Origin of the sequence: Segatella copri (assembly GCF_051861805.1) — a bacterium.
GTDB classification, from domain to species: domain Bacteria; phylum Bacteroidota; class Bacteroidia; order Bacteroidales; family Bacteroidaceae; genus Prevotella; species Prevotella copri_M.
In genome coordinates this window covers 380,983-403,332 of sequence record NZ_CP146520.1, presented here as the reverse complement: position 1 = coordinate 403,332, position 22,350 = coordinate 380,983, and the positions used below count along the sequence as shown (strand labels likewise).

Genomic DNA, 22,350 nt, shown 5'->3' with positions numbered 1-22,350 from the left:
TTTATCCAAGAAAATCTTTACTCCAATATTCTTTCAAATAGCATTTTTTATTCGCTACCACCGAATAAAAATGCTTGATTTTATTCGGTGGTAGCGAATAAAAACTTTCATGTCCAATTCACTCTTTTCTCTTTCCTATTTCTAATACCCAATCATATACTGGTTGTATCTTGATGTCAACCTTATTTTCTGTAATTTGACTATACTCATGGTCTGTGAGCAACAGCAGGTTGGTGCATTTCGTCTTTTTATGAGCCAGGAGTAAGCCATCTATCTCTCGTTTGCGAGTTTTGGGCGAAGAAATATCATACGATACCTGAATAGCTTGTTTCACTTGGTTGTTTTTGCAAACCACGAAATCGCATTCTCCAGAACGGTCGCTCAGGTAATAGATATCATACCCCAAAGGTTTATAAGTTCTTACCAATTGCAGATAAACGATGGTTTCCAGTCTCCATCCCAGATTCTCTCCTGCTAGTGCATTATCTCGCTGATCCATCAAAGAAACATCTATTGGATACACCTTCTCTTGAGTTATCCTCATCTTGCTCTTGGCAGAATACTTCTGAAGCCCCATCAGCAGATAAGCCTGCTTCAAATATCCGATATAATTTCTGATGGTATGTTCCGATTTTACCCCCAATGTGGCTGATAGTTCCGAAGAAGATACGATGACCGGAGCCACATTGAGCAGATGATGAGCCAGCTGCTCGAAGGTGGCTTGATAGGTAATCTTGAAACGCTGTTCAATATCTCTTTGCAGGATATTGCTTACCAGATTCTTTACATAGGTTTGGTGTTCGCCGATAATGTGGAGCTCAGGAAACCCACCCAGCTTCAGATAATCATCAAAGGCAGCTCTTCTGAATGCCTGTTTTTTGGTGCTCATTCCTTCCGTATCCACCTCCTTCATCATACAATACTCATAAAAGGAGAATGGATATAGAGGTATTTCCTTGCTGCGTCCTGAGAGATGAGTAGCCAAGTCGCTGCTCAGAAGTTTGGCATTAGAGCCAGTTACGATAACATGCATTCGCTTGCGAAGCATGCGGTTCACGAAGAGATGCCAGCCCTCGATGTTCTGTATTTCATCAAGGAAAAGATAATTGAAGTCACCATATATCTTATACAATACTTCCAGAATGTCGTTCAAATCTTCAGCCTGGATTTTAGCCAACCGCTCATCGTCAAAGTCTACATAGGCATATTTCACACCAGCCTTCTCCAATGCCTGGAAGCATAGAGTTGACTTACCGCTGCGGCGCACACCAATCACTACTTGAGCCTGTGTACTGCTCAAGTCGATGAGCGCTTCCTCTGGTCGATGACACAAAGTTTCGCCCCTACGTATATCCAATTCTTCCTGTTGGTCAGAAAGAATCTGCTCTAAGTTTCTCTTATCTAACATAATAGCTCTTACTTTTCGAGGGCAAAGATAAGAAAAAAACATGAAGAATGCCTTATTTTACAAGTTTTTAACTCTACAGAATGCCTTATTTTACAAGTTTTGGGGTGTTCTGAATGCCTTATTTTACATATTTTGCTAAAATCATATACCGGTTGTATCTTGATGTCACTTTGTCTTATGCATAAGAATATCACATAAAAGGGTGCATCATGGACTTATGACACACCTTCAACTTTTTACATTTTAGTCCTTTTGGTATAAACGAATAAAAAAATGACCTCGAATAAACATAAAGTTTAGGCTCAGGGGAGATTGTCCGTGGATAGACAATCTCTCCTGAGCCCCAAAAACGCCTCGCACGATTTGAGCATTGTTAAGAGGCTTGGCGAGGACTGACGATTCAAAGGTACGACTTTTATTTGCGTTATGCAAGAGTTTGGGGATAAAAGTGATGATTGGGCGGGTGCTTTTAACAGTTGTTGAGTGTTTGGATATAAATTATTCTTAAAAAACTTGATAACCCTTCTTATAATGAAGTAAATTATGTATTTTTGCATATCATAATTAAGATTAAAGCTATGACAAAGAATACAATGGCAAACAAACTTCCAAGGAAGTTGATTCAAAAAATGGAAATCGTGGGTGAGCAGATTAAGCTTGCCCGATTACGCCGCAACCTGAGTATGGCTCAAGTTGCAGAAAGGGCAACATGCTCAGAAGTTACACTTTGCAAGGTGGAGAAGGGATTACCAACGGTATCCATCGGAATCTACCTTCGTGTACTCTATGCTCTTCAGCTGGATGACGACATCTTGCTCCTGGCAAAGGATGATAAACTCGGAAGGGCATTGCAGGATATGGGACTGAAGAATCGTCAACGAGCATCTAAAAAGGGATAGAAATGGAACGACTGTTTGTTTTCGCTGATTTTAACTGGCTCGATAGACCAGAGTTAGTCGGGAAGTTGTGTTATGAAAAATTGCTAACTGTACGGTTGAAACGGGCTGAAAGCCCAAAAGCTCTTAGCCCAGGGCATCGCCCTGGGTATAATAGCAATCAATAAGACGCCCTGTAAGGGCAAAAGCTTTGTTTATTGCTTGGTTCTTTAAAGCTTTTGCCCTTACAGGGCGACGGGTTTGCGTTCATAATTACCCAGGGCGATGCCCTGGGCTAGGAGCTTCTGCCCTTTCAGGGCGTATTGGGTAATTTCAACCGTACAGGTCGAAAAAATGCGCAGTTCTGACAGGATTCACTGGTGGAATATGCATACTTGCCCGAAGTGCGGTGGCAAGATGCAACTTCAACGCTTTTCTTCAGTGATTCCCCAATCCAACAAGCCTTTGCCTTTCTCGTCAGGTTCTATGTCGAGGTGTCTATCACCTTTCGTTTATCTGCCTTGAAAGGTTCCAGGTATTTTTTATCTTAAATCTGCTGGATGGCAGCCTTTTTGCCGCCATTATTTTATATTTATACCATTTACTCTTTCATATCCATTCATTTGCCCATCCCAATAAAGTTTTCCATTCAAAAGAGTAATCAAATCTCCATTTGATAAAACAATTTTGTTATTAGCAATAACATAGGTATAGATATATCTATCAGAAAATTCTGCAAGATAAAAAGGATATTGAGTGTTTGTTTCTTTATAAAAGGCATTGTTATTCTTCTTTTGGTATGTCAGAAAACAAATGCGCTGAACAGTATTGGCATTAATAAAATGCCATAAATAAATACTGCTTCCACCTCTCCTTAAAATGTCATCTGACCAATATGCTCCAAAATATGAAGTTTCTGTATAATCGTTTGGATCGTAATTATAGGCATCTTTTACATCTTGACGAACACTTTCTAAAGTTATCCAGTAACCCTCAATACCGGATTTTGTGACCTCAATATCGTCTTCATCCTCGTTAGATGAAGATGAACAGGCGGTAAAAGAAACCATTGCAAACAAGGCGATGAGAAACGCCATTAAAGATAATTGTATTTTTTTCATGAGTTGTGCCCGTCATGCCGATGGCAAAGCTTTAAATTATTTTAAATATGAGCGGTATTATTCCCTGTAACTGCTATAAAAGCTAGTTGAAATAATGATATTTAGTGACACCTATACCATCATGTTGAACGGAACGGTATGTGAAACCTCCTACATAATAATTACACTTGTAACTGTCGGAATTTTTACCGACATGTCCTTTATTTCTATAGGAATCTTTGCTGCCGCTGAGTAGTATCTTTCCGGAATCTCTATTCACCCATTTATAATAGCTGTTGTATATCAGGGTGCCGCTTTTCTCGTCACTGGTGATAATCGTAGTCACGGATACTGGAGAAATTGTAAAGAGAGAAGTATCGGAACTTCCAGAATTGCCTCCATCACCTCCTCCTGTTCCATCATCCTCATTATCTTCGTCCATTCCTGGTGTATAAGGTACCCATTCTCCTACGATGTCGGGATAAGTGTATTTGTGGGTTTCCTGATCTTTCGGAATCATATATGTTGGTGTTTCGGGGGTACAACCCACATAAGAAACTGTGAGATGAATGTTCTTCTGCAAGGTACGTCGATAACCATCCTTGTATTCATAATACTGGTCTCGTTCCAAGACCGAATAATAAAAGGCATAACAATCTACGTTAAAAACGATGTCTGCATTGTTAGTTGTTGTATGACTTTGTGTATGACCTAGAAATTCAAGAGATCGAATCTTGTCTTTCGCCAGGTGTCCATATTTGTCACAGAATTTGCATTTGAAAGATATTACAGTTCCATCGTTCACTTCTGTTACCCCATAAGTATCCTTATGGTGCTCCACGAAATGAACTCCATCAAGTTGCTCCGAATCTTCAGAGTCTCCACTGCTACATGCCATAAGAAATAGATTCATGGCAAGGAATAAATAGAAAAAATGTTGCTTCATAAATGTGCTCATATTCTTATTTACGCTAAATGCATTAATATTTCTCTGCAAAATTAGCTATTTTTTCGATATGTTGCAAACGGGTTTTTCGATGGTTGGGGCTAAGTGGCGGTTTGCGGGTTACAAGCGGTTGTTTATAAGGGGTATGTGGTTTTAGTTTTATGATATTTTTAGCTATAATAAGAGGAGTGGATTCAGTACGAGAGTTTATATTATACGAATAAAGTCCGCATGCAATCTGCAAGATTGTCAGCGGACTTTGTTATTAGACCATTTCTTGATTCTGTAATTCTTGTTATTCAGTGATTCCCCAATCCAACAAGCCTTTTCCTTCCTCGTCAAGCTCAATGCCGAGACCTATTACCTTTCGCTTATCTGCCTTGAATGGTTCCAGATATCTGCTATCTAAAATCTGCTGGATGGCAGCCTTCTTGCCGCCATTGTTTCTCAGCTTCAGCTCTATCACGTATATGTAGCGGGAAGTTTGTGCGATGAGGTCGATTCTTCCAGTGGCAAGCATGTGCTCCACCTCTACTTTCAGTCCGATGGCATTCAATATAGTACTGATGATGAGGCGATAGCGCTCTTCCATGTCCATCGAGGCAAGCTTCTTGTTGCTGTAAGGCACGTCGGCAACCAGTGCTTTCAGCGTTTTCATGGCATCAGCAATCTGACCTGTACCCAATTGCCGGAACAGGCTACTTTGCATACTGATGATATCGCTTTCTGATTGCATGGTCAAGGTTGGCAGCACAACCTCGTAAAGTGCCTGTCTTACTTCCTGGTTTGGAAAACCTAAGAAATAGCCAAATTCATCGCTGCTTTTGATGGTAAGGTATCCTGTCTGATAGAGGAAGAGCTCGGCACCACCATTTATTACATCAGAACTCTCAAGAGTTTTGCGTAAAATCGGACAATGTTCAAAATTGCGTAATCGTAATTCCATGTTGTCAACAAACTTCGGCAGCATGGAGGTAGCTCCGGATGAAACCCAGAAACAACTCAAGTCTTGCGTATCAAGCGCATTGAGGAGACTGAAAGGATTGTAGACGTCCACCATATTTCTGCGACTGAAATGGTAGCCATCGTAGTAATCCTTCAGGTTGTCGTGAGTTTGCTGCAAGGTCCAACCGTTCACTTCTGCCATTCTTTCCAGTTCTGGCTTGAAGTTCTCTCCGATTTCTTCTTCTGTAATACCGCAAATTGCAGCATATTCTGGAAGGAAACTGATATTGGTCAGGTTGTTGAGTACCGAGAAAAGAGAAATCTGTGTAAACTTGGTAATACCCGTAATGAAGACGAAACGCTGGTATGCATCATCGGCTTTCAGAATGGCAAAAACGCTTCTATATACTTCTGTACAACCCTCATGCTCGGGAGTTTTCCACGAGTGTTGGAGAGGAGAGTCGTACTCATCGATAAGAATGGCAACCTTGAGCCCTGTTTGCTTATAGGCGGTTTTGATGATGAGGTCGAAGCGGTTTCCTAGTGAATCTGTTGGTTTAATATGGATGCCATATAATTGCTCATAAACATCAAATGTTCGATCCAGATATGCCTTAACTTCATTTGCAGTCGCTCCCCCTCGGCTCATGTCAAGTCGAATCACAGGGTGCTGCTTCCATTCCTTCTCCAACTCCATTATTTTCAGTCCTTCGAAGAGATCTTTTCTTCCTTCGAAGTAAGCCTGAAGTGTATCAACAAGCACAGATTTACCGAATCGGCGAGGGCGGCTCAAGTAATTATACTGTTTGCCATTGTTCGCCAATTTCCAGATGATGTCACTCTTGTCTACATAGAGATAACCTTCTTCTCTGATCTTGTTGAAAGATTGTATGCCTACCGGCAACTTTCTGCATGCATTGTTTGCCATAACTATTTCTCCTATTCCTATCTTTAGCCGCAAAGATACGGCTATTTTTTGAATCATGCAAGTTTTTGGCAATTAAAAAGATGTAAAACTATGCTTGATAAGAGAAAAGACTATAGTGAACTCCGTCCTTTTTAAAGTGGACTCAGTCGTGAGTCCACTAAAAAAAGGAGTTTTTGGTTCTTTATCCTACAAAGTGCCATTTGATTATCAGATGGTTACATTTGAAGAAATTATCAAAAATGACTTTTTCAGGTGGGTTCAGTCATATAAGGATATCATTTCTATTTAAATATTTTTATTATGCTCCCATTACTTTTTCTTACGACTCGAACTGCTTTTGAATGTCCTTTTCTTTCTACTCCATCTAGTGAGTATTCTTTGATAATTCTAGATATATCAATCTTGTGGGTTGTTATATTGGTAGGAACATATTCTCGTATATTCCAAAACTCTGACCATCCAGCGGCTTTTTCATATAGTTCTTTTGTCCCTTTTGGAACAAATAGAGTTGCATTTAAATATGTGCGTTTGGTAAAACCACCTATATTTTGAGGTATTTCAGCTTTGACAGTTATAGAAGTTAAATAATCACCAGTATCCATATAAGGCAAAAAATCAAGATTTTTTCCTATAGTTAATCTTCTTAACGATGGAAATTCTGACAATTCAAATTTCGTAACTTTATCTCCTAATTCCAAGTCTGTAACCAGTTTACAGCTTCCAAGAAAGACATCTTTGTTATGATTTCTACCTATATATAATTTCTTAATGGGAGTGTTTTCGAATGGACTAAAATTGACCATTGTTTTTTGAAATATCAATTCTTCATCACCATCTTCAACAACAACTTCTTCTAGTTTTCTATTCCTTCCAAAGGAATTACTCCCTAAGTCAATGATACTTGGTGTCAATGTAACCTTTCTTAGGTTACTGCAAATACTAAAAGCATCGGAACCGATATAAGTTAACCCATTTCCGATAGTAGCTTGAGTACAACGACTTAAGTGAAAGGCTTCTGCGCCTACCCCTAATACCGTGAATGTTTTTCCTTGGTATTCAACGGTAGGTCTTGTGATTACTTCTCCACCATAGCTACTTTTCCCGATTTCGCAGGTTAAGTCAGTTTTTGACATGATATTGTAACCTAACCCTTCAAAGTAGAAGTCTGGCTCGTTATCAGCATGCAATGATGCAACACTAATCATTGCATAAAATATTAATAGAATAACACGTTTCATAATGCAAAATTATTTATTCAAATACTTCTTTCCGTTTTTAATGACAACTCCATGATATGAAGAGTTGACATTGGTTCCATCTAAATTATATAGTTTTTTTGACTTTTGCTTTATTTCGACATTATTTATTCCTGTTGTTTCTACATCATATTCTTTGATGCTCCAAAAGTTCTTCCAAATATCTGCCGCTTCATAAACTTCTTTTGCCCCTTTTGGCACATACAATGTAGCATGCATATAGGTTCCATCGTTGAAACCTTCTGATGCTTGAGGAGTTGTAGAGCGAACGTATATTTGTGTTAGCTCGTCTCCTTCAGCTAAGTAAGGTATTTTCTTAAGTCCAGTTCCTATGGTTACTTTTTTAAGATAATATAAATCGAAAATGTCATCAGGAATAAGACTACTTGTTCTTAATTCTGTTACCAAGTCCCCAATTGTTAATTCTTCAAGGGAAGTATATAGTCCATCATTAAGTACGGCATCATTAATGTTTCTACCTAGGTATAATTTCTTTATTTTTGTATCACAGAATGTACTATAGTTTCCTAGCCAGAATGTTCCTTCTAACATTTCGTCACTATCTTCTATCCTTAATTCAGATAAGATAGAGATGTAATTGCCGTTCCACGTTTTTTGTGTCTTTCCGCAAGAGTTAAATGCTTCTTCTTCTATCTTTGTTATTGATTTTGGTATAACGAGCGATGTAAAACCGCAGCAAAAGAAAGCTTTTTTACCAATGTAGGTAAGACCGTTTTCGAAAGTGATATCGCTTACATTCGAACCGTCAAAAGCGTTGTCCCCAATACCTAGTACCGTAAATGTTCTTCCTTTGTATGTTACATGTGCAGGAATATAACTAGGACTAAAGTATTGGTTGTTTCTAGTGACTTCGCAAGTAAGGTCAGACAATGATACCACGTTGTAGGCAATACCATTGACCTCAAAGTCTTTAGCGTTTACAACTTGTCCTAAAAAGACAAAAATAAATAATAAAAAGAATCTTAAATTTGTTTTCATACTTTTATAGTTCTAAAAAAATAATAGTTTAAACGTACTGCAAATATAATTCTGAGAGAATGTGTCAGAGAGTAAGCTTTTTGAAGCTCAGGGAATAGTTCAAACAAAAGAGCAGCCCTTGTCTTTTGGCTTCCTGTCGTTTCTCCTTCAAAATCATTCAGCTCACTTTGAGCTGATACGTTCAATATGCCTAGAATGAAAGGCATAAGAATCAATAAAACTAATTTTTTCATAATTGATGAGTTTAAAAATTGAACATTTTATTTCTTTTCTATAAATGCACTAGGAATATAGGCGGTGCTGATCAGGCAGACTCCTTCTACTTCTACCACAACCCTCTGCTGGCCTGATACTCTTGCCACCCTGCCTTCTACCCCCTTGAATTCTCCATCTGTCACCCTCACCATGTCGCCACTCTTGAAATGGCAGTTCTCGGGACTCACCACCTTGACGTGACGGTTGTCGGTGGTAGATATCCTGATGAAATTCATCATCGAATCGTATGGTACGATGAGAGGCGGATTCTTTTCTCCTTCTGTTGCCACAAAGTGATTGTAATAATAACTGAGAAAATGAAGATCGGGCGTATGCTTTACGCAGTTCTCTACAGTTTCGGGACTTGCGTAAACAAAGAGCATGTTGGGAAGATAAGACTCGATGACAAACTTTCGCTTGCCATCCACATACTTGAGGGTACGGTGGAGTGGGAGAAATGCTTCGATACCATGATTAATAAGGTAATCATAGGCTTTCAATTCGCGATGGTAAGTGGCACGCAGTACAAACCATTTCTTACTTGGGTCTGGGGCGTATCTTACCGACACCCCATCAAGTGATTCTCTGGAGGAGACATTGGCGGTAAGGCCAACGTTTTGAGGCAAAAACTTGCCTCTGCCTGGTGTCACATTAGACAATGTGCTCATATTCTTATTACGCTAAATGCATTAATATTTCCCTGCAAATTTAGCGATTTTTTCGATATGTTGCAAACGGTTTTTTCGATGATTGGGGTTAAGTGGCGGGTTCAAGGCTACAAGCGGTTGTTTATAAGGGGTATGTGGTTTTAGTTTTAAAGAGGATGATGGATTGACTTATGGCAGAGGTGTCTGGTTAAGGTTAACAAGACCACGTTGGTACTTAGAGATCAGCGCACCAAGACTGATTTTGAAGTACCGGCTGCCCAAGTTTTCAATGCCATGCAAGAACTTGGCATTGAAAACTGTACGGTTCCTAAAATGCGCCAGTATGTAGGAACACATGCAGCACCAGCCTCTGCCGCCCTCATTTTCTGGGCTTTCGGACGAGGACAGGTTCAGGCGGCTATGAAAAAGTTTGCCGATTTGGCGTTCAGGATAATACGGGAACAGCAAAAACGAAAATAGGAAATCTGGCAAATCGCTATGGTTGAAAGGCTTTCAATTGATCATTGATGGTGAAAAAGAGAAGAGGCTTATAACAGGGGTGTCATATAGAGTGGCAGATATACTATCCCATCCTTTTCCGCTAAGTCTGATGTATGAATGACATAAGGAGTCGATAGGTAATTCTTGTACTTCCTGATACACTTTTCTAAAGAAGAAATCGTATAACGACTAGTTGATTTTACTTCTATTGGCGAGATGTTGTGCTTGCTCGTAATCGAAGGCTTCGCTATCAGAAAGTCGATTTCCATTCTGTCTTCTGCCTCACGTGAATAGTTGGAATAGAAAAACAGCTTGTGCCCCTTTGCCCTCAACATCTGTGCCACGATATTCTCTACAAGCATACCTTCGTTTACTTCTAATTTGTCCATCATCAGTTTCTTGTAAAGCGATTCCTGCATGATCCGATTCTCATCGAAAGCCATACTGATTAGCAAACCTGTATCTGCCATGTAACATTTCAAGCTCGAGCTTTCCAACTTGAGATTAAGTCCGATGCTTGGCTCTGTTGCCCCATAACAGATATTTGCAACCATAGCTTCGTTCAGCCAAAAGAAAGCATCCTCGTACTCACGCATTCTGGCACCAGCCTTTATTTCAGACAGGCGGAATTTCTTCTCGTGTTTCTGAAGCTGGCTTGGAATCAGATCAAAGATGCTTGTCACTCTTACCTCGTTGCCTTCTGCATATTTTTGAATGTCGTTTCTGTAAAGGCTTATTATTGCACGCTTTATTGTATCAACTTTTGTAAAATCACGAGTCTTTACATAGGTTTCTACTGCCTTAGGCATGCCGCCTACTATCATATATTGGCGGAATAAGGTCATAGCCTTGCGGTGCATGTCGGAGCCAAGAGGCTTGAGTTTGGCATATTGGGTTTTGATGAGTTGTATGATTGCCTCTTCGTCCATTGCCCAAAGGAATTCTTCAAAATCCATCGGATACATATTGATTCTAATCTCTTCGGATGGAATCATGATGTTTTTTACATTCTTGTTGATGGAAACAAGTGAACCTGTCTCAATATAGTCGTATCGCCCATCTTTTACAAGATACTTGATGGCGGCTCTTGCTTCTGGAAATGCCTGTACTTCATCGAAGATAATCAGCGACTTGCGCGCTATTAACTTTACATTGAAGTAGAGTTGCAAGTACATAAAGAAAGTATCAAGATCGTATAGGTAGTTCCTAAATAGATCTAATACTTGCTGCATCGTATTGTTGAAGTCTATCAAGATGTACGAATCGTATTCGTTCTTGGCAAACTCCTCTACGATATAGCTTTTACCTACGCGTCGTGCCCCATCAATGAGCAATGCATTCTGCCCATTGTCGTCTGATTTCCATTTTAATAATTCACTATAGATTTTACGTTTCATAACTTCTTGATGTTCTTATTGTTACACGTTTCCTAGCTTTTTATATGCTAGATTTTACACGTTTCCTAGCTTTCGAGAGTCCGTATTTTACACGTTTCCTAGGTTTCGAATGGTGCAAAAATACACATTTCCTAGGATAAAGCAATGTTTTTCCTTGCGAATCTTACCGTTTTTAATGTTTTTTACGTTAATCTCGGCTATTCTGCTTTTCTACTTACATCTACTTACGCTAATCTTTTTCCTCTTTTCATCCCTCACATCCCTCACGATTCCTATTTTTAAAATTTTAATTCTTTGAAAATGAAACACTTATCTCTTTAATCTAGCGTGATAGATAGACGAAATATTTACAATATCCATCACGCTATCAGTCACGATTTGCCATCATGCCTCACGATTTCCGGCTTCCTCCATTCCAAAAAACAAACTTTAACGTGCACAAAAAGGGTTACACATGAAATATAATTGGGAAAAAGCTTGCATTCGGGCTTAAAATTTTGTATCTTTGCAGGGACAAAGCTACACAGGGCTATTTTATAAAAGTGATAGATACCATGACAATATCACCAGAATGATTACCTCGCGTTCCTTTGTGGAGAGTTAGTTAACAAAGATTCCACAATGGCCAATTACCACTGCGAAACCTATTTTATTAAATTTAAAATTTATTTTTTCATGAAGTTAAATCTTAATGATCCAAAGTTCATCAACAGTCTGGTAAACTACAGCTGGATGTACTGTTTCAATGCCGATTGCCCTCGCACCCACGAGTGCATCCGATTCATTTCGGCAAAGTTCAAACCTGACGATGTTACCGCCGGCAATGCCGTCTTTCCTGATGCCAACCTCCACGGACCTTGCACCCATTTCAAGCGTGTGCGACAGTTCAAGGCGGCTTGGGGACTCACCCATCTCTACGACCAGGTGAGACATAGCGATGTGCATACCCTCAAGTTCGCTGTGATGGATATCGTGGGCAACCGCACTACCTATTATCGTGTGCATCGTGGCGAGAGACATCTTACCCCTGAGCAGCAGGAACAGGTGAAGCAGCTCTTTGCCAAATATGGTTACGAGGAACCTACCTACGACCACTATGCTCAGGAAATAGGATTCGTTTACGAGTAATATCCCATTTACAGGTAAAGGATATGTCTTTTTATAAATATGGTTGACTCCTAAAGTTTCAATTACATGAAAGAATCATTAGAAGCAACATTGAAAGATGTCGAACTTACCAAGGAAGTGTACCGTCTGTACACCCTTGAGCACCTAACACAACAAGAGATTTCTGTTAAATTGTGTATAGGTCGCTCTACAGTTTGGCGTAAAATTCGTACCTTTGAAGCCGAAAATCCAGAATTGGCAGAAAAGATGAAGAAGCAAGGTAAGGAAATCACTCCATCAGACTACAAAGATTTGGTCAAGGAGATAGCAGAATTGAAGAAGCAGCTTAAGACAGAGCGTCTTCGTGCGGACTTCTATGAGGAAATGGTCGCTTTTGGCAAGGAAGTATATGGTATAGACTTAAAAAAAGCTGGCACCAAGTAGCAAATAGGCTTCACGCTAGGGACAACAGAAAGTATCCTGTTGCCCCTATGTGTCGTTTACTTGGTGTTACAAAGCAGGCCTATTACAAGCATGGAGATAGTGATATGGTAAAAATAGCCCAGGAAGCCTTTGTAGTGGAGTTCATAAAAGATATTCGCAAGAAAGATCCGGGGATTGGCGGCAACAAACTTTGGATTATGTATCAGAAGCAATTTGGGGCATCAAGAAGTGTTGGCTACAACCGCTTTTACGACATAGTCGAAAAATACAATTTGAAGGTTAGAAAGGTAAAGCGTAGGGTGAAGACAACAGACTCCACCCATGACCTTCCTTTGTATCCAAACATCGTCAAAGACTTACTGCCAACACGTCCTTGTCAGCTGGTTGTCAGCGATATAACTTATATTCCATACTTCCTCGATCCAGAGAGTGGAGAATATAAGTTCTGCTACCTTGCCCTTATTACCGATTACTACACAAAGGAAATCGTTGGCTATAGTGTGGCTCCAACATTGGAGGCTATCTATGCCATCGAGGCACTTAAAATGGCACTAAAGCATTATGATGGACATGATCTTAGCCAACTAACTCATCACTCTGACCGTGGTGTCCAGTATGCTAGCTTTGCTTATACGGATTTGCTTAAAAAGTATGACATCAAAATCAGCATGACGGAAAGCGGAAATCCTAAGGACAACGCTGTAGCAGAAAGAGTGAACAGTACCATCAAGAATGAGTTACTGAAAGGCATGTCGTTTGCAAGTATTAGTGAAGTTCAAAAAGCTGTGATTCTTGCTATAAACTTCTACAATGAAGAGCGTCCTCATATGAGCCTTGATGGACTAACTCCACGTGAAGCAGCTAAAAAGATGGGTGAAATCAACAAAAAATGGGTAAGCTATAGAGAAAAAGCAATAAAAGCTAAGGTAAAATAAAAGAAAATTAGTATCTTTGCACCCACCAAGGAACTACGTGATGGTTTAAGCCACCAACGTATAAAGTTTGAGTTGGGCATCGAGCCCAACCCAAACTTACCAAGGAAGCTACGCTCAGGATTATCCCCCAACATGTTTTTGCATGAAACATGAGTGGCAACAAAAAATATGACTAAGAGAAAAACTAGTCAACAAAAAATATGACTAAGTTTTAACTAGTCAACTGGTTTTATAAATAAGTATTAACCGAGTCAACTCGTCTTATAAATAAGATAAAAAGTGGTCAACCAAAATCGTTAAACCACAATATGAATTTGTTCCTCTCGGAGGCACAACGCGTTTCACTTAAGGGGACGAAATGTTTCCCTTAAGGAAACAAACTGTTCCAACGCTTGGAACAGTTGAAACAGTTTTTGAATAAACTTTAAATAATTGACAATGAAAATTACAATCACACATAGAAATAATAAGAACCAGCTTCTGGTCAGCACCAAGAGTCTGGAACGATTCCTGGAGCGCATCGTGAACGATGATGCCAAGAATACCGTAGCCAACTTCCGTGAATATGTGCCTTGGCTCACCAATGGCTATGACGGGTACAAGAACATGGCAACCTGGATGCATGTTCACCCTGCTGCCGAATTCCAGAAATCGGAAAACGGACTCCTGAAGATGAAGCAGAATAACGGCGTTCTGCTGCTTACGTTTGTTAATATAGAGGAAGATGGAGGCGTGGATGCCGTCAAGCAGAAGGTGGCCAGTCTGCCTTCAACCCTTGCAGCCTTTATGGGAGCCGACGGCATCAGTCTGAATGTCTTGGTGAAATATGCTTTGGCTAAGGGAAGCTTGCCAGATGATGAGGTGGAGGCTGATAGAATTTATAAGCAGGCATTCCAGACTTTCGCTCCGCTTTATCAGATTCTGGTAAAGGCTACGATGCAGATGCCCGAGCCTTCCATCTACTCTGATTTCCTGTTCACCCAAGATGCTTCGCCCTATTATCGCGAGGATGCGTTGCCTTTGGTGTTGAATGAGGTTATCCACACCGTTGAAAAACCTGTGGATAACTTGAAAGATGCCATTGTGGATAACTCGGAAGAGGATGTGGATAAAGATGGTAAGGAGTTGAGTGATAATATTATGCGTATGATAGGATTTCTGTGCAAAAAGTATGATTTCCAATATAATTCGGTGATGAAATTCACAGAATATCGACCGAAAGATAAGGATTATTGGGGATATCAACCGGTGGATGCCCGTGTGCAGAAGCGCATGACGCTGGAGGTGCAACTTGCCAATATTCGTGTGAGTATCAAGGATGTACGCAATTATCTGGAGTCAGACCTTCTCTCTACCTATAATCCTGTGGAAGACTTCCTTTTCAAGTGCGCAGGCAAGTGGGATGGCAAGGATTATATCCGTGCCCTGGCGCGTACGGTGCCTACCGATAATCCTTATTGGGAGGATTGGTTCTACACCTGGTTCCTGGCGATGGTTAACCAGTGGCGTTCCTATAGTCATCGCAAATATGGCAATTCCGTGGCGCCGCTTCTCATCTCCAAGCAGGGTTACAACAAGAGTACTTTCTGCAGATCACTGGTTCCGCCGGAGTTGCAGTGGGGGTATAATGATAACCTTGTGCTGTCAGAAAAAAGGCAGGTGCTTCAGGCGATGTGCCAGACGCTGCTCCTCAACCTGGATGAGTTCAATCAGATATCTCCTCAGGTGCAGCAGGGATTTCTGAAAAACATCATCCAGTTGCCGAGTGTGAAGATGAAGCCGCCGTATGGCAGTCATGTGCAGGAGTTTCCGAGAATGGCATCCTTCATCGCCACGAGCAACATGGAGGATATCCTCTCCGACCCATCCGGCAATCGCAGATTCCTGGGGGTGGAACTCACGGGTCCTATCGATGTAAGCCAGCTTCCGAATTATGAACAACTCTATGCGCAGGCATTGGCGGCATTGCAGGCTGGCGAGAAGACCTATTTTGATGCGGAGCAGACCAAGCTGATTATGGCGAGCAACAGAAAGTTTGAGGTGATTTCTCCGGTAGACCAGTATTTCAATCTCTATTTCGACCTGACCGATGATGCCAAACTGGGCGAGTATCTCACCGCAGCCGAGATATTCCAGGAGTTGAAGAGTCACATCGGATCTTCGGTGAAGTTGAGCAATCTCATCAGCTTCGGTCGCAAGCTTTCTCAGATGCCATCCATCCATCGCAAGCGTTTTAATGACGGCATGCGATACCTGGTGGTGCGAAAATCGTGAGGGATGGAGCCAAATCGTGAGTGATAGCGTGACTGATATTTCCATTTTCAGAGTATCAGTCACGCTATTAAAGTATCTGTATATGAGTAAGTTAATGCGGATTTCAACGATAAATCGTGATGGGTGATAGATGGGTTGAAAACTTTGTTCTACGTATGCGGGAAAAATGCAGTGCACTGCAAATTTTCGGTATTTTCCCATGAAATTTGCAGCGCGCTGCATTTTTTATTCCTCCGCTTCTTCGCAAGCCACCATTTCGGCTCCTCTATAAATCACCACGAGCTTGTGCAGCTTGGTGGTTTTGATAGATTCCCTTACGATGTCGCTGTCGGCATATCGGCAAATCTGGGCTGAGGCTTCCTTGAAGAGTTGCTTCACCTGTTCATCCGTGGTGCTCGATTTGCAGTATTTCAGTTCCACGATGTAAGAATCTTCCATGCTTCTGTAGATATCGCAGAGAGGTAAGAGGAAGATGTCGGCATAGCCGCCATCATTGTCTAATTCCGAGATAGGACGGTAGAACTTGCATTGGCTGGTCATCGCCAGGGTGAAACCGTGAACGTAAGCTTCTCCCTTCTGCTTGTCTCGCTGAGAGGAATAGCGTTTCAGGCAGTCGGCGATATAGTCAAAGTAGGGTTTGAAATCGCCATCGTATGCCAAACGGCTCTCCAGCTTGTTCTTGTCGTATTGCTCGAAAGTAAGATCGTTCTCCCTGTAAGTATCCAGAAGATAAGTGTATATCTGGTCGCGCACCACTTCGTTAGGGATGATAAACTTGGTAGAACCCTTGTATTCTCCATCTATCGTTACCAGACCGAAATAGAAGAGCAGACTCAGGAAGTTATCCGGGTCATTGATGCGGTCGGCAGGGAAATTCTCTACGAGATTTCCTGTAGCATATCCCTTTGTAACTAACTCTTGGATGATGCTGGCATCATGGGCAAATTCCTTGTCGTGGCGGATGAGCATACGTATCTTGCTATAGTCGATGCGGATGTTGGGTTCCACCATTTTGTCTGGAATATTGCAGTCGTTTTCTATGTAGTTATCTACGAAATTGAGTACCATGATAGAGTTGTACATGGTAGTCTTGCCGTAGCTGTTAATAGCGAAGCAATAGTTGTCAAACCAAGGCTTCATGATTTCTATAAGTTCATCCACTGTATGGTTAAAAGGCAATACGCCAGCGTAATAGCTTAACATATCCCTTACCTCTTCCTCAGTGAATCCTGTCATTTCGTTAAAACGGGGTTTTAAGGAATAGTTTGTGCCAATGTTAAAGCCACTGGTTAAGTCGTCCATCGTTACAGGGCTTACTCCTGTAACAAAGATACGGCCCAGTGAAGTGTTTGCAGCCCCCTTAATGGTATTGAAGAACCGGCGCAGATAGCCTTCTCCATGAGTCTGTCCCTTGTATCTTTCGAGGTGTTCCTCGCTGGAAAGAATCATGTTGGTGAAGTTGTCGTATTCGTCAATAAAGAGGTAAATCTTTTGCTTCACCTCGGCACACTTCTGGCACAGGAATCTTAACTGTGCGATGGCTCCTTGTTCTGATTTCATTTCCTCCTTGGTGCCTTGTGGCAACAGGGCGGCGTATCGGGTACAGAAATCTTCAAACACCAGTCGGCAATGAGTATCGAGGCCTTCCTTGTAGTCGTCAAGTCCGCTATCTACCTCTGCGAAGTTGAGGTGTATGACGAGATAGGAGTTGTGTTCAGGAGTAGGATTCTTGCCGATATAGAGACCTCCGAAGATGGTTTCGAAATCATCTTTTTTATTGATATCGTAGTAATTTTCGAGCATAGAGAGGGTAAGGCTCTTGCCGAAACGGCGAGGGCGTATATAGAAGAAATATTTATTCGATCCTTCTATATCTTCGATAAAAGGAGTTTTATCTACATAGAAACAATCCTCTTTTATCACATCCTCAAAATTCTGCATGCCGTATGGTATGCGTTTGCGATAGATTCGCTTTCTTCTTTCTCTTATCTCCATAGCTTTAATCCTCCTATTTTAATTGATTCCGCTGCAAAGATACATTGTTTTTTTGATATTGGCAAGGAAAAGGGAGGAAAAGTTTTGTAAACAGGGATTGAATAGGAGATAGGGTAAAGGAAGGCTTTATCTGTAAACGAAAGTCGCTTCATTTTTTAGAGGATTATCATATATCTCCCCAACCTTCATAAAAACTTCTCCTTTTGTTTTGCCGTGTGGAATAAAAAGCGTAACTTTGCAGGCGTTGTAAGAGAGAACGGAATAAGAACGGTATAATTAGATATAAGATAATTGATTGTTATGAGAAGACTAACTTTATTGCTGATGTTTTGCTTGTGTCTCACTGGAATGAAGGCGCAGGGGAAACAGGAAGTCTTTTATGTCAATTCGTTTTGGAGCAACTGGTATGTGCAGACAGGACTCGATATGTCGCTCCAGAATCCTTATGGACATGACTTCTTGGGGGAAGTGTTTCCTAATGGTAAGTCGTTCGGATTGAACGTGGCCATGGGAAAGTGGGTTACTCCTGTCCTCGGACTCCGCGGACGTGTAAACTGGGAGAATGGTATCAAATTGCTGAAAAACGGGCACGACAACTGGCTCGCTCCTTTTGATCAGCCTGGAAAAAACATGGATAAGGGTGGATATCTGACCGTGGTGGGAGATATCCAGATTGACCTGCATAACCTGATATGGGGCTACAGGGAAGACCGACTGTGGAATATGCAGGTGTATCCTCGTGCCGGAGCTGCATATAATTTTGGTGTCTCTAAGGGTACCCCTCTTGTAGGACTCGGTATTGGCAATACATTTAAATTGAATGACCAGCTGGGACTTTACTTTGATGTGGCTTACAATATGGTTTCAAGTGGATTTGTCGGCGTGGAGAAGGATACGGGAACAGGCTCCAACAGCAACGGATTCTTTGATATTTCGCTGGGAGTTACTTTCAATATCTCCAAGACGAAGACTTTTAAAAAGGTGGGAGAATAATCCTGTAATTGAAGGAACAATATATAATAAGGTGAAACATCATGAAACATTTCTTGATTATATTATGCACCCTGGCATGTAGCCTGGGGGTGAATGCACAAGACCAGAATGCACAAGGTCTGAATATGCAAAAACAGCAAGTTCAAGACCAAAAGGTGCTTACTGGTACCCTTTGGGATAATTGGTTTGTACAGGCTGGTTTGGATATGTCTTTGCAGAATCCTTATGGATGCGATTTCTCGGAGGTGTTCCCAAAAGGAAAGACCTTCGGTGTGGATGTGGCGTTGGGAAAATGGTTTACGCCGCATGTGGCTCTGCGAGGAAAGGTGAATTGGGAGAACGGACTCTCTATCTTCAAGAACAAGCACCTGGAATGGGTGGGACCGGCTGAGGATCCGCAGAGCAATATGGATGAAGGTGGTTATGCCGTATTCTGCGTGGATGTTCCTATCAGCGTTAAAAACATTTTCATGGATTATAACCCCGACCAGAAGTGGAATTTCTATGTCTATCCTAGGGCTGGCTTGGGATGTAACTTCGCTATCCATTCTGCTTCCCCTACAGTGGGTGTCGGCATGGGTGGAACCTATAAGCTCAAGAAGCGCCTGAGCGTTTATGCTGATATGTCGTACCAGGTTATCACCAGCGAATTTATGGGTGGTGTGGCAGGCACCGGCATGTCGGTTTCTTCCGGAAGCAATGGCTTCTTCGGCTTTAATATGGGTGTGCAGGTGGATTTGGGAAAGAGTTGTGGAAAGTTTCAAACTCTATCCTCATCTTCTGCTCATTAAATCTGATGCCATCCCGATTGATGAATCTCGATAGCGATCCATCGGCAGCCAACTCTCTTGGGGTGCCGATGGAGAGATGGTTTTCTTCCATCAGCCAGAGACGGTCGGACAGCTGGAGGGCCAGCTCTACATCGTGGGTAGATAATAAGATGGACTTGTGCTGCTCGTGTGCCAGACGGCGGAGCATCTGGAGGGTTTCTACCTTGCTCGGAAAATCGAGAAAGGCGGTAGGCTCATCCAGGATGATGATGCTGGTTTGCTGAGCCAAGGCTTTGGCTATCATCACCTTCTGGCGCTCTCCATCGCTTAATTCATGGATGTAGCGGGATGCCAGGTGGGGGATGCCAACCTGCCGGATGGCATCATCTACTATCTGATGGTCGGATGATGATAAGGTTCCCCAGAAATTGGTGTAGGGGGAACGACCGATGCCAACTACTTCTTTTACAGTGAGTTGGGTTACATCGGGTTTCGAGGTCAATACAACTCCAATGATTCTTGCCAGTTCCTGGGCGGAAAAAGCCGAGAGAGATTTTCCGGATAGCAGAATTTCACCTTCCAATGCCGGCTGGAATCCGGCTAAAGTTCTGAGTAAGGTGGATTTACCCACTCCGTTGGCTCCGATGAGACAGGTGAGCTCATCGGCCTGGAGTGAGGCACAGATAGATGAGGCTATCGCTCTGAGCTGGTGCTTTGAGCGATAGCCTATCGTTAGATTCTTGAATGTGATTGTAGCTCCCATCAAAACCCTTTTTCTTCGAAATTCTTATACCTGCTAAGCAAAGGCAAGGATTTACTTGGCAGCCAAAACCTCTACCTCTACGAGAGCTCCCTTTGGCAACTTCTCTACGGCTACGGCAGAACGGGCTGGATATGGCTGGCTGAAGAACTCAGCATAAACCTCGTTCATGGCTGCGAAATCGTCCATGCTGTTCAGATAAACTGTGGTCTTAACCACGTGAGAAAGGTCGGTACCTGCTGCCTTCAGGATGTTCTGGGCGTTGGTGAGGCTCTGGCGAGTCTGCTCCTTGATGCCACCCTCAACGAAATTACCTGTTGCTGGGTCGATAGGAATCTGACCTGATGCAAATACGAAACCGTTTACTTCGATAGCCTGGCTATATGGTCCGATAGCTGCAGGCGCATTGTCTGTGTGAATTGCGTTCATGATCTTTAATATATAATTTATAATTTACAATTTATAGTTTATAGCATTTCTCTTTGCTATTATACTATTATACAATCCAGAGATGGAAACCTTTCTGTTCCAGGCCACTCTTGATTTCCTTGACATGGGCTGCGTCGCGGGTCTCCATCGTGAGTCGGAGCACGCAGGCATTCACCTTGTTGCGGTTGGCAGAACGGTCGTGATGAACTCCCGTGATATTGCCGCCCAGGCTTGCGATGACGGAGGCTACCTCTACCAGCTCGCCCGGTTTGTCGTCAAGCTCCATCTCGATGGTGCAGAGGCGTCCGCTCTTCGAGAGACCGCGGTTGATGACACGGTTCAGGATGGTTACATCGATGTTACCGCCACTAACCACGCAGATGGTTTTCTTGCCCTTCACCGGCACCTTGTTGTACATCACGGCTGCTACACTTGCCGCACCGGCACCTTCTGCCACCATCTTCTCGCTTTCAAGAAGTTTCAGAATGGCAGCGCAAATCTCGTCCTCGCTCACGGTCACGATTTCATCCACGTAGTTGGAGCAGGTCTCGAAGGTGAGTTTTCCAGGCTCCTTCACGGCGATGCCATCGGCAACGGTTGCCACAGAAGGCAATTTCTCCTGCTTGTGGTCGTGGAGGCTCTGAACCATGCTCGCTGCTCCCTCAGCCTGAACACCATAAACCTTTACGTTCGGGTTCAACGACTTGATGGCGAAGGCTACTCCTGAAATCAAACCGCCACCACCTACTGGTACAACGACCGCTTCTACATCAGGCAACTGGTCGAGAATCTCCAGTCCGATGGTTCCCTGACCGGCAATCACGTTCTCATCATCAAAAGGATGCACGAAGGTATAACCAAATTCATCCTTCAACTCCAAAGCTTTCTGGTAAGCGTCATCGTAGACACCTGGAACCAGACAGACTTCGGCACCCAGTCGCTTGGTAGCTTCTACCTTCGAGATAGGTGCACCTTCAGGCAAGCAGATGAGGCTCTTTACCCCCATGGCTGTAGCTCCGAGCGCCACACCCTGTGCATGGTTGCCTGCCGAACAAGCAATCACTCCCTTTTCTTTCTCCTCTTTAGAAAGTTGAGAAATCTTATAATACGCACCACGAATCTTGAACGAACCAGTCTTCTGTAGACATTCCGGTTTCAGATAAACATCACTCTCTGGGTTGATTCTTGGTGTGTGAACCAGTTCAGTTTTTCTAATCACCTTGCTCAGCACGAAGCGAGCCTTGTAGAAATTGTCAAGTTGTAACATAATGGTTGATATGCTTTTATTCTGTAGTCTGTCAGGAAATACTCTCCTGAGTGATTTTGCCTGCAAAGATACTTTAAATTCAAGAAAACACAAAATAATTCAAATTAATTTTTGTTTAT

Annotated in this window: 21 protein-coding genes; 8 read left to right on the top strand and 13 right to left on the bottom strand. The window is 42.2% G+C overall.

Features of this window, described 5'->3' with window-relative positions:
- Positions 1 to 118: 118 nt before the first annotated feature.
- Complete coding sequence (locus V8Z93_RS01520) at positions 119 to 1,408, bottom strand: ATP-binding protein (protein ID WP_439432181.1); 1,290 nt, start codon at positions 1,406 to 1,408, stop codon at positions 119 to 121.
- A gap of 578 nt (positions 1,409 to 1,986) precedes the next feature.
- Between V8Z93_RS01520 and V8Z93_RS01515 the strand changes: the two genes are divergently transcribed.
- Positions 1,987 to 2,307, top strand: a complete 321-nt coding sequence (locus tag V8Z93_RS01515) for a helix-turn-helix domain-containing protein (RefSeq protein WP_439432180.1) — start codon at positions 1,987 to 1,989, stop codon at positions 2,305 to 2,307.
- A 557-nt stretch (positions 2,308 to 2,864) separates the two neighbouring features.
- Here the strand turns inward: V8Z93_RS01515 and V8Z93_RS01510 are convergent.
- From V8Z93_RS01510 to V8Z93_RS01480, 7 genes are all read right to left on the bottom strand, one after another.
- Entirely contained in the window at positions 2,865 to 3,404 is a 540-nt protein-coding gene (locus V8Z93_RS01510; RefSeq protein ID WP_439432179.1) for a hypothetical protein, read from the bottom strand.
- Positions 3,405 to 3,486: 82 nt separating this feature from the next.
- Positions 3,487 to 4,341 (bottom strand): hypothetical protein, encoded by an 855-nt coding sequence (locus V8Z93_RS01505; RefSeq protein WP_439432178.1) that lies wholly within the window; start codon positions 4,339 to 4,341, stop codon positions 3,487 to 3,489.
- 283 nt (positions 4,342 to 4,624) lie between these two features.
- On the bottom strand, positions 4,625 to 6,202 hold the full coding sequence (locus V8Z93_RS01500; protein WP_238405144.1) for an ATP-binding protein: 1,578 nt from the start codon (positions 6,200 to 6,202) through the stop codon (positions 4,625 to 4,627).
- A 281-nt stretch (positions 6,203 to 6,483) separates the two neighbouring features.
- Positions 6,484 to 7,440: a leucine-rich repeat protein gene (locus V8Z93_RS01495; RefSeq protein WP_203039218.1), complete on the bottom strand. Its 957-nt coding sequence runs from the start codon at positions 7,438 to 7,440 to the stop codon at positions 6,484 to 6,486.
- A gap of 9 nt (positions 7,441 to 7,449) precedes the next feature.
- Positions 7,450 to 8,457, bottom strand: a complete 1,008-nt coding sequence (locus V8Z93_RS01490; protein ID WP_203039219.1) for a leucine-rich repeat domain-containing protein — start codon at positions 8,455 to 8,457, stop codon at positions 7,450 to 7,452.
- Positions 8,454 to 8,690: a hypothetical protein gene (locus tag V8Z93_RS01485; RefSeq protein ID WP_439432177.1), complete on the bottom strand. Its 237-nt coding sequence runs from the start codon at positions 8,688 to 8,690 to the stop codon at positions 8,454 to 8,456. Before V8Z93_RS01485 ends, V8Z93_RS01490 begins: the two co-directional genes overlap by 4 nt.
- Before the next feature lie 27 nt (positions 8,691 to 8,717).
- Positions 8,718 to 9,380 carry a UpxY family transcription antiterminator gene (locus V8Z93_RS01480; RefSeq protein WP_439432176.1) on the bottom strand — a complete coding sequence of 221 codons (663 nt, stop codon included), beginning with the start codon at positions 9,378 to 9,380 and terminating at the stop codon, positions 8,718 to 8,720.
- A gap of 207 nt (positions 9,381 to 9,587) precedes the next feature.
- On the opposite strand from V8Z93_RS01480, the gene V8Z93_RS01475 reads away from it, so the two are divergent.
- Complete coding sequence (locus tag V8Z93_RS01475; protein WP_439432175.1) at positions 9,588 to 9,839, top strand: hypothetical protein; 252 nt, start codon at positions 9,588 to 9,590, stop codon at positions 9,837 to 9,839.
- 68 nt (positions 9,840 to 9,907) lie between these two features.
- On the opposite strand, the gene V8Z93_RS01470 is transcribed toward V8Z93_RS01475, so the two are convergent.
- Entirely contained in the window at positions 9,908 to 11,257 is a 1,350-nt protein-coding gene (locus tag V8Z93_RS01470) for an ATP-binding protein (protein ID WP_439432174.1), read from the bottom strand.
- 675 nt (positions 11,258 to 11,932) lie between these two features.
- Here V8Z93_RS01470 and V8Z93_RS01465 point away from each other — a divergent pair.
- From V8Z93_RS01465 to V8Z93_RS01450, 4 genes are all read left to right on the top strand, one after another.
- Positions 11,933 to 12,385 carry a DUF6078 family protein gene (locus V8Z93_RS01465; RefSeq protein WP_439432173.1) on the top strand — a complete coding sequence of 151 codons (453 nt, stop codon included), beginning with the start codon at positions 11,933 to 11,935 and terminating at the stop codon, positions 12,383 to 12,385.
- A gap of 66 nt (positions 12,386 to 12,451) precedes the next feature.
- Positions 12,452 to 12,808 carry a hypothetical protein gene (locus V8Z93_RS01460; protein ID WP_203038574.1) on the top strand — a complete coding sequence of 119 codons (357 nt, stop codon included), beginning with the start codon at positions 12,452 to 12,454 and terminating at the stop codon, positions 12,806 to 12,808.
- The gene (locus V8Z93_RS01455) at positions 12,772 to 13,743 is read left to right on the top strand and encodes an IS3 family transposase (protein WP_439432806.1); all 972 of its coding nucleotides are present in this window, start codon (positions 12,772 to 12,774) and stop codon (positions 13,741 to 13,743) included. Before V8Z93_RS01460 ends, V8Z93_RS01455 begins: the two co-directional genes overlap by 37 nt.
- Positions 13,744 to 14,181: 438 nt before the next feature.
- Positions 14,182 to 16,017 carry a VapE domain-containing protein gene (locus V8Z93_RS01450; RefSeq protein ID WP_439432172.1) on the top strand — a complete coding sequence of 612 codons (1,836 nt, stop codon included), beginning with the start codon at positions 14,182 to 14,184 and terminating at the stop codon, positions 16,015 to 16,017.
- Positions 16,018 to 16,242: 225 nt separating this feature from the next.
- On the opposite strand, the gene V8Z93_RS01445 is transcribed toward V8Z93_RS01450, so the two are convergent.
- Positions 16,243 to 18,012: an AAA family ATPase gene (locus V8Z93_RS01445; protein ID WP_439432171.1), complete on the bottom strand. Its 1,770-nt coding sequence runs from the start codon at positions 18,010 to 18,012 to the stop codon at positions 16,243 to 16,245.
- A gap of 300 nt (positions 18,013 to 18,312) precedes the next feature.
- On the opposite strand from V8Z93_RS01445, the gene V8Z93_RS01440 reads away from it, so the two are divergent.
- The gene (locus tag V8Z93_RS01440; protein WP_439432170.1) at positions 18,313 to 19,005 is read left to right on the top strand and encodes a hypothetical protein; all 693 of its coding nucleotides are present in this window, start codon (positions 18,313 to 18,315) and stop codon (positions 19,003 to 19,005) included.
- 41 nt (positions 19,006 to 19,046) lie between these two features.
- Positions 19,047 to 19,796: a hypothetical protein gene (locus V8Z93_RS01435; RefSeq protein WP_439432169.1), complete on the top strand. Its 750-nt coding sequence runs from the start codon at positions 19,047 to 19,049 to the stop codon at positions 19,794 to 19,796.
- On the opposite strand, the gene V8Z93_RS01430 is transcribed toward V8Z93_RS01435, so the two are convergent.
- The 3 genes from V8Z93_RS01430 to ilvA form a co-directional block, all read right to left on the bottom strand.
- The gene (locus tag V8Z93_RS01430) at positions 19,720 to 20,538 is read right to left on the bottom strand and encodes an ABC transporter ATP-binding protein (protein WP_439432168.1); all 819 of its coding nucleotides are present in this window, start codon (positions 20,536 to 20,538) and stop codon (positions 19,720 to 19,722) included. The two genes, V8Z93_RS01435 and V8Z93_RS01430, sit on opposite strands and share 77 nt — an antisense overlap.
- Positions 20,539 to 20,589: 51 nt before the next feature.
- Positions 20,590 to 20,964 carry a RidA family protein gene (locus V8Z93_RS01425; RefSeq protein ID WP_006848032.1) on the bottom strand — a complete coding sequence of 125 codons (375 nt, stop codon included), beginning with the start codon at positions 20,962 to 20,964 and terminating at the stop codon, positions 20,590 to 20,592.
- Between the two features lie 67 nt (positions 20,965 to 21,031).
- Complete coding sequence (ilvA, locus tag V8Z93_RS01420; protein ID WP_203041588.1) at positions 21,032 to 22,231, bottom strand: threonine ammonia-lyase; 1,200 nt, start codon at positions 22,229 to 22,231, stop codon at positions 21,032 to 21,034.
- Positions 22,232 to 22,350: the final 119 nt, after the last annotated feature.

Coding starts and splice junctions, on each gene's coding strand:
- V8Z93_RS01425 (WP_006848032.1), bottom strand. CDS start 20,964: ATGAACGCAATTCACACAGACAATGCGCCTGCAGCTATCGGACCATAT.
- V8Z93_RS01485 (WP_439432177.1), bottom strand. CDS start 8,690: ATGAAAAAATTAGTTTTATTGATTCTTATGCCTTTCATTCTAGGCATA.
- V8Z93_RS01435 (WP_439432169.1), top strand. CDS start 19,047: ATGAAACATTTCTTGATTATATTATGCACCCTGGCATGTAGCCTGGGG.
- V8Z93_RS01470 (WP_439432174.1), bottom strand. CDS start 11,257: ATGAAACGTAAAATCTATAGTGAATTATTAAAATGGAAATCAGACGAC.
- V8Z93_RS01450 (WP_439432172.1), top strand. CDS start 14,182: ATGAAAATTACAATCACACATAGAAATAATAAGAACCAGCTTCTGGTC.
- ilvA (WP_203041588.1), bottom strand. CDS start 22,231: ATGTTACAACTTGACAATTTCTACAAGGCTCGCTTCGTGCTGAGCAAG.
- V8Z93_RS01465 (WP_439432173.1), top strand. CDS start 11,933: ATGAAGTTAAATCTTAATGATCCAAAGTTCATCAACAGTCTGGTAAAC.
- V8Z93_RS01480 (WP_439432176.1), bottom strand. CDS start 9,380: ATGAGCACATTGTCTAATGTGACACCAGGCAGAGGCAAGTTTTTGCCT.
- V8Z93_RS01515 (WP_439432180.1), top strand. CDS start 1,987: ATGACAAAGAATACAATGGCAAACAAACTTCCAAGGAAGTTGATTCAA.
- V8Z93_RS01440 (WP_439432170.1), top strand. CDS start 18,313: ATGAGAAGACTAACTTTATTGCTGATGTTTTGCTTGTGTCTCACTGGA.
- V8Z93_RS01500 (WP_238405144.1), bottom strand. CDS start 6,202: ATGGCAAACAATGCATGCAGAAAGTTGCCGGTAGGCATACAATCTTTC.
- V8Z93_RS01490 (WP_203039219.1), bottom strand. CDS start 8,457: ATGAAAACAAATTTAAGATTCTTTTTATTATTTATTTTTGTCTTTTTA.
- V8Z93_RS01510 (WP_439432179.1), bottom strand. CDS start 3,404: ATGAAAAAAATACAATTATCTTTAATGGCGTTTCTCATCGCCTTGTTT.
- V8Z93_RS01520 (WP_439432181.1), bottom strand. CDS start 1,408: ATGTTAGATAAGAGAAACTTAGAGCAGATTCTTTCTGACCAACAGGAA.
- V8Z93_RS01430 (WP_439432168.1), bottom strand. CDS start 20,538: ATGGGAGCTACAATCACATTCAAGAATCTAACGATAGGCTATCGCTCA.
- V8Z93_RS01505 (WP_439432178.1), bottom strand. CDS start 4,341: ATGAGCACATTTATGAAGCAACATTTTTTCTATTTATTCCTTGCCATG.
- V8Z93_RS01460 (WP_203038574.1), top strand. CDS start 12,452: ATGAAAGAATCATTAGAAGCAACATTGAAAGATGTCGAACTTACCAAG.
- V8Z93_RS01445 (WP_439432171.1), bottom strand. CDS start 18,012: ATGGAGATAAGAGAAAGAAGAAAGCGAATCTATCGCAAACGCATACCA.
- V8Z93_RS01495 (WP_203039218.1), bottom strand. CDS start 7,440: ATGAAACGTGTTATTCTATTAATATTTTATGCAATGATTAGTGTTGCA.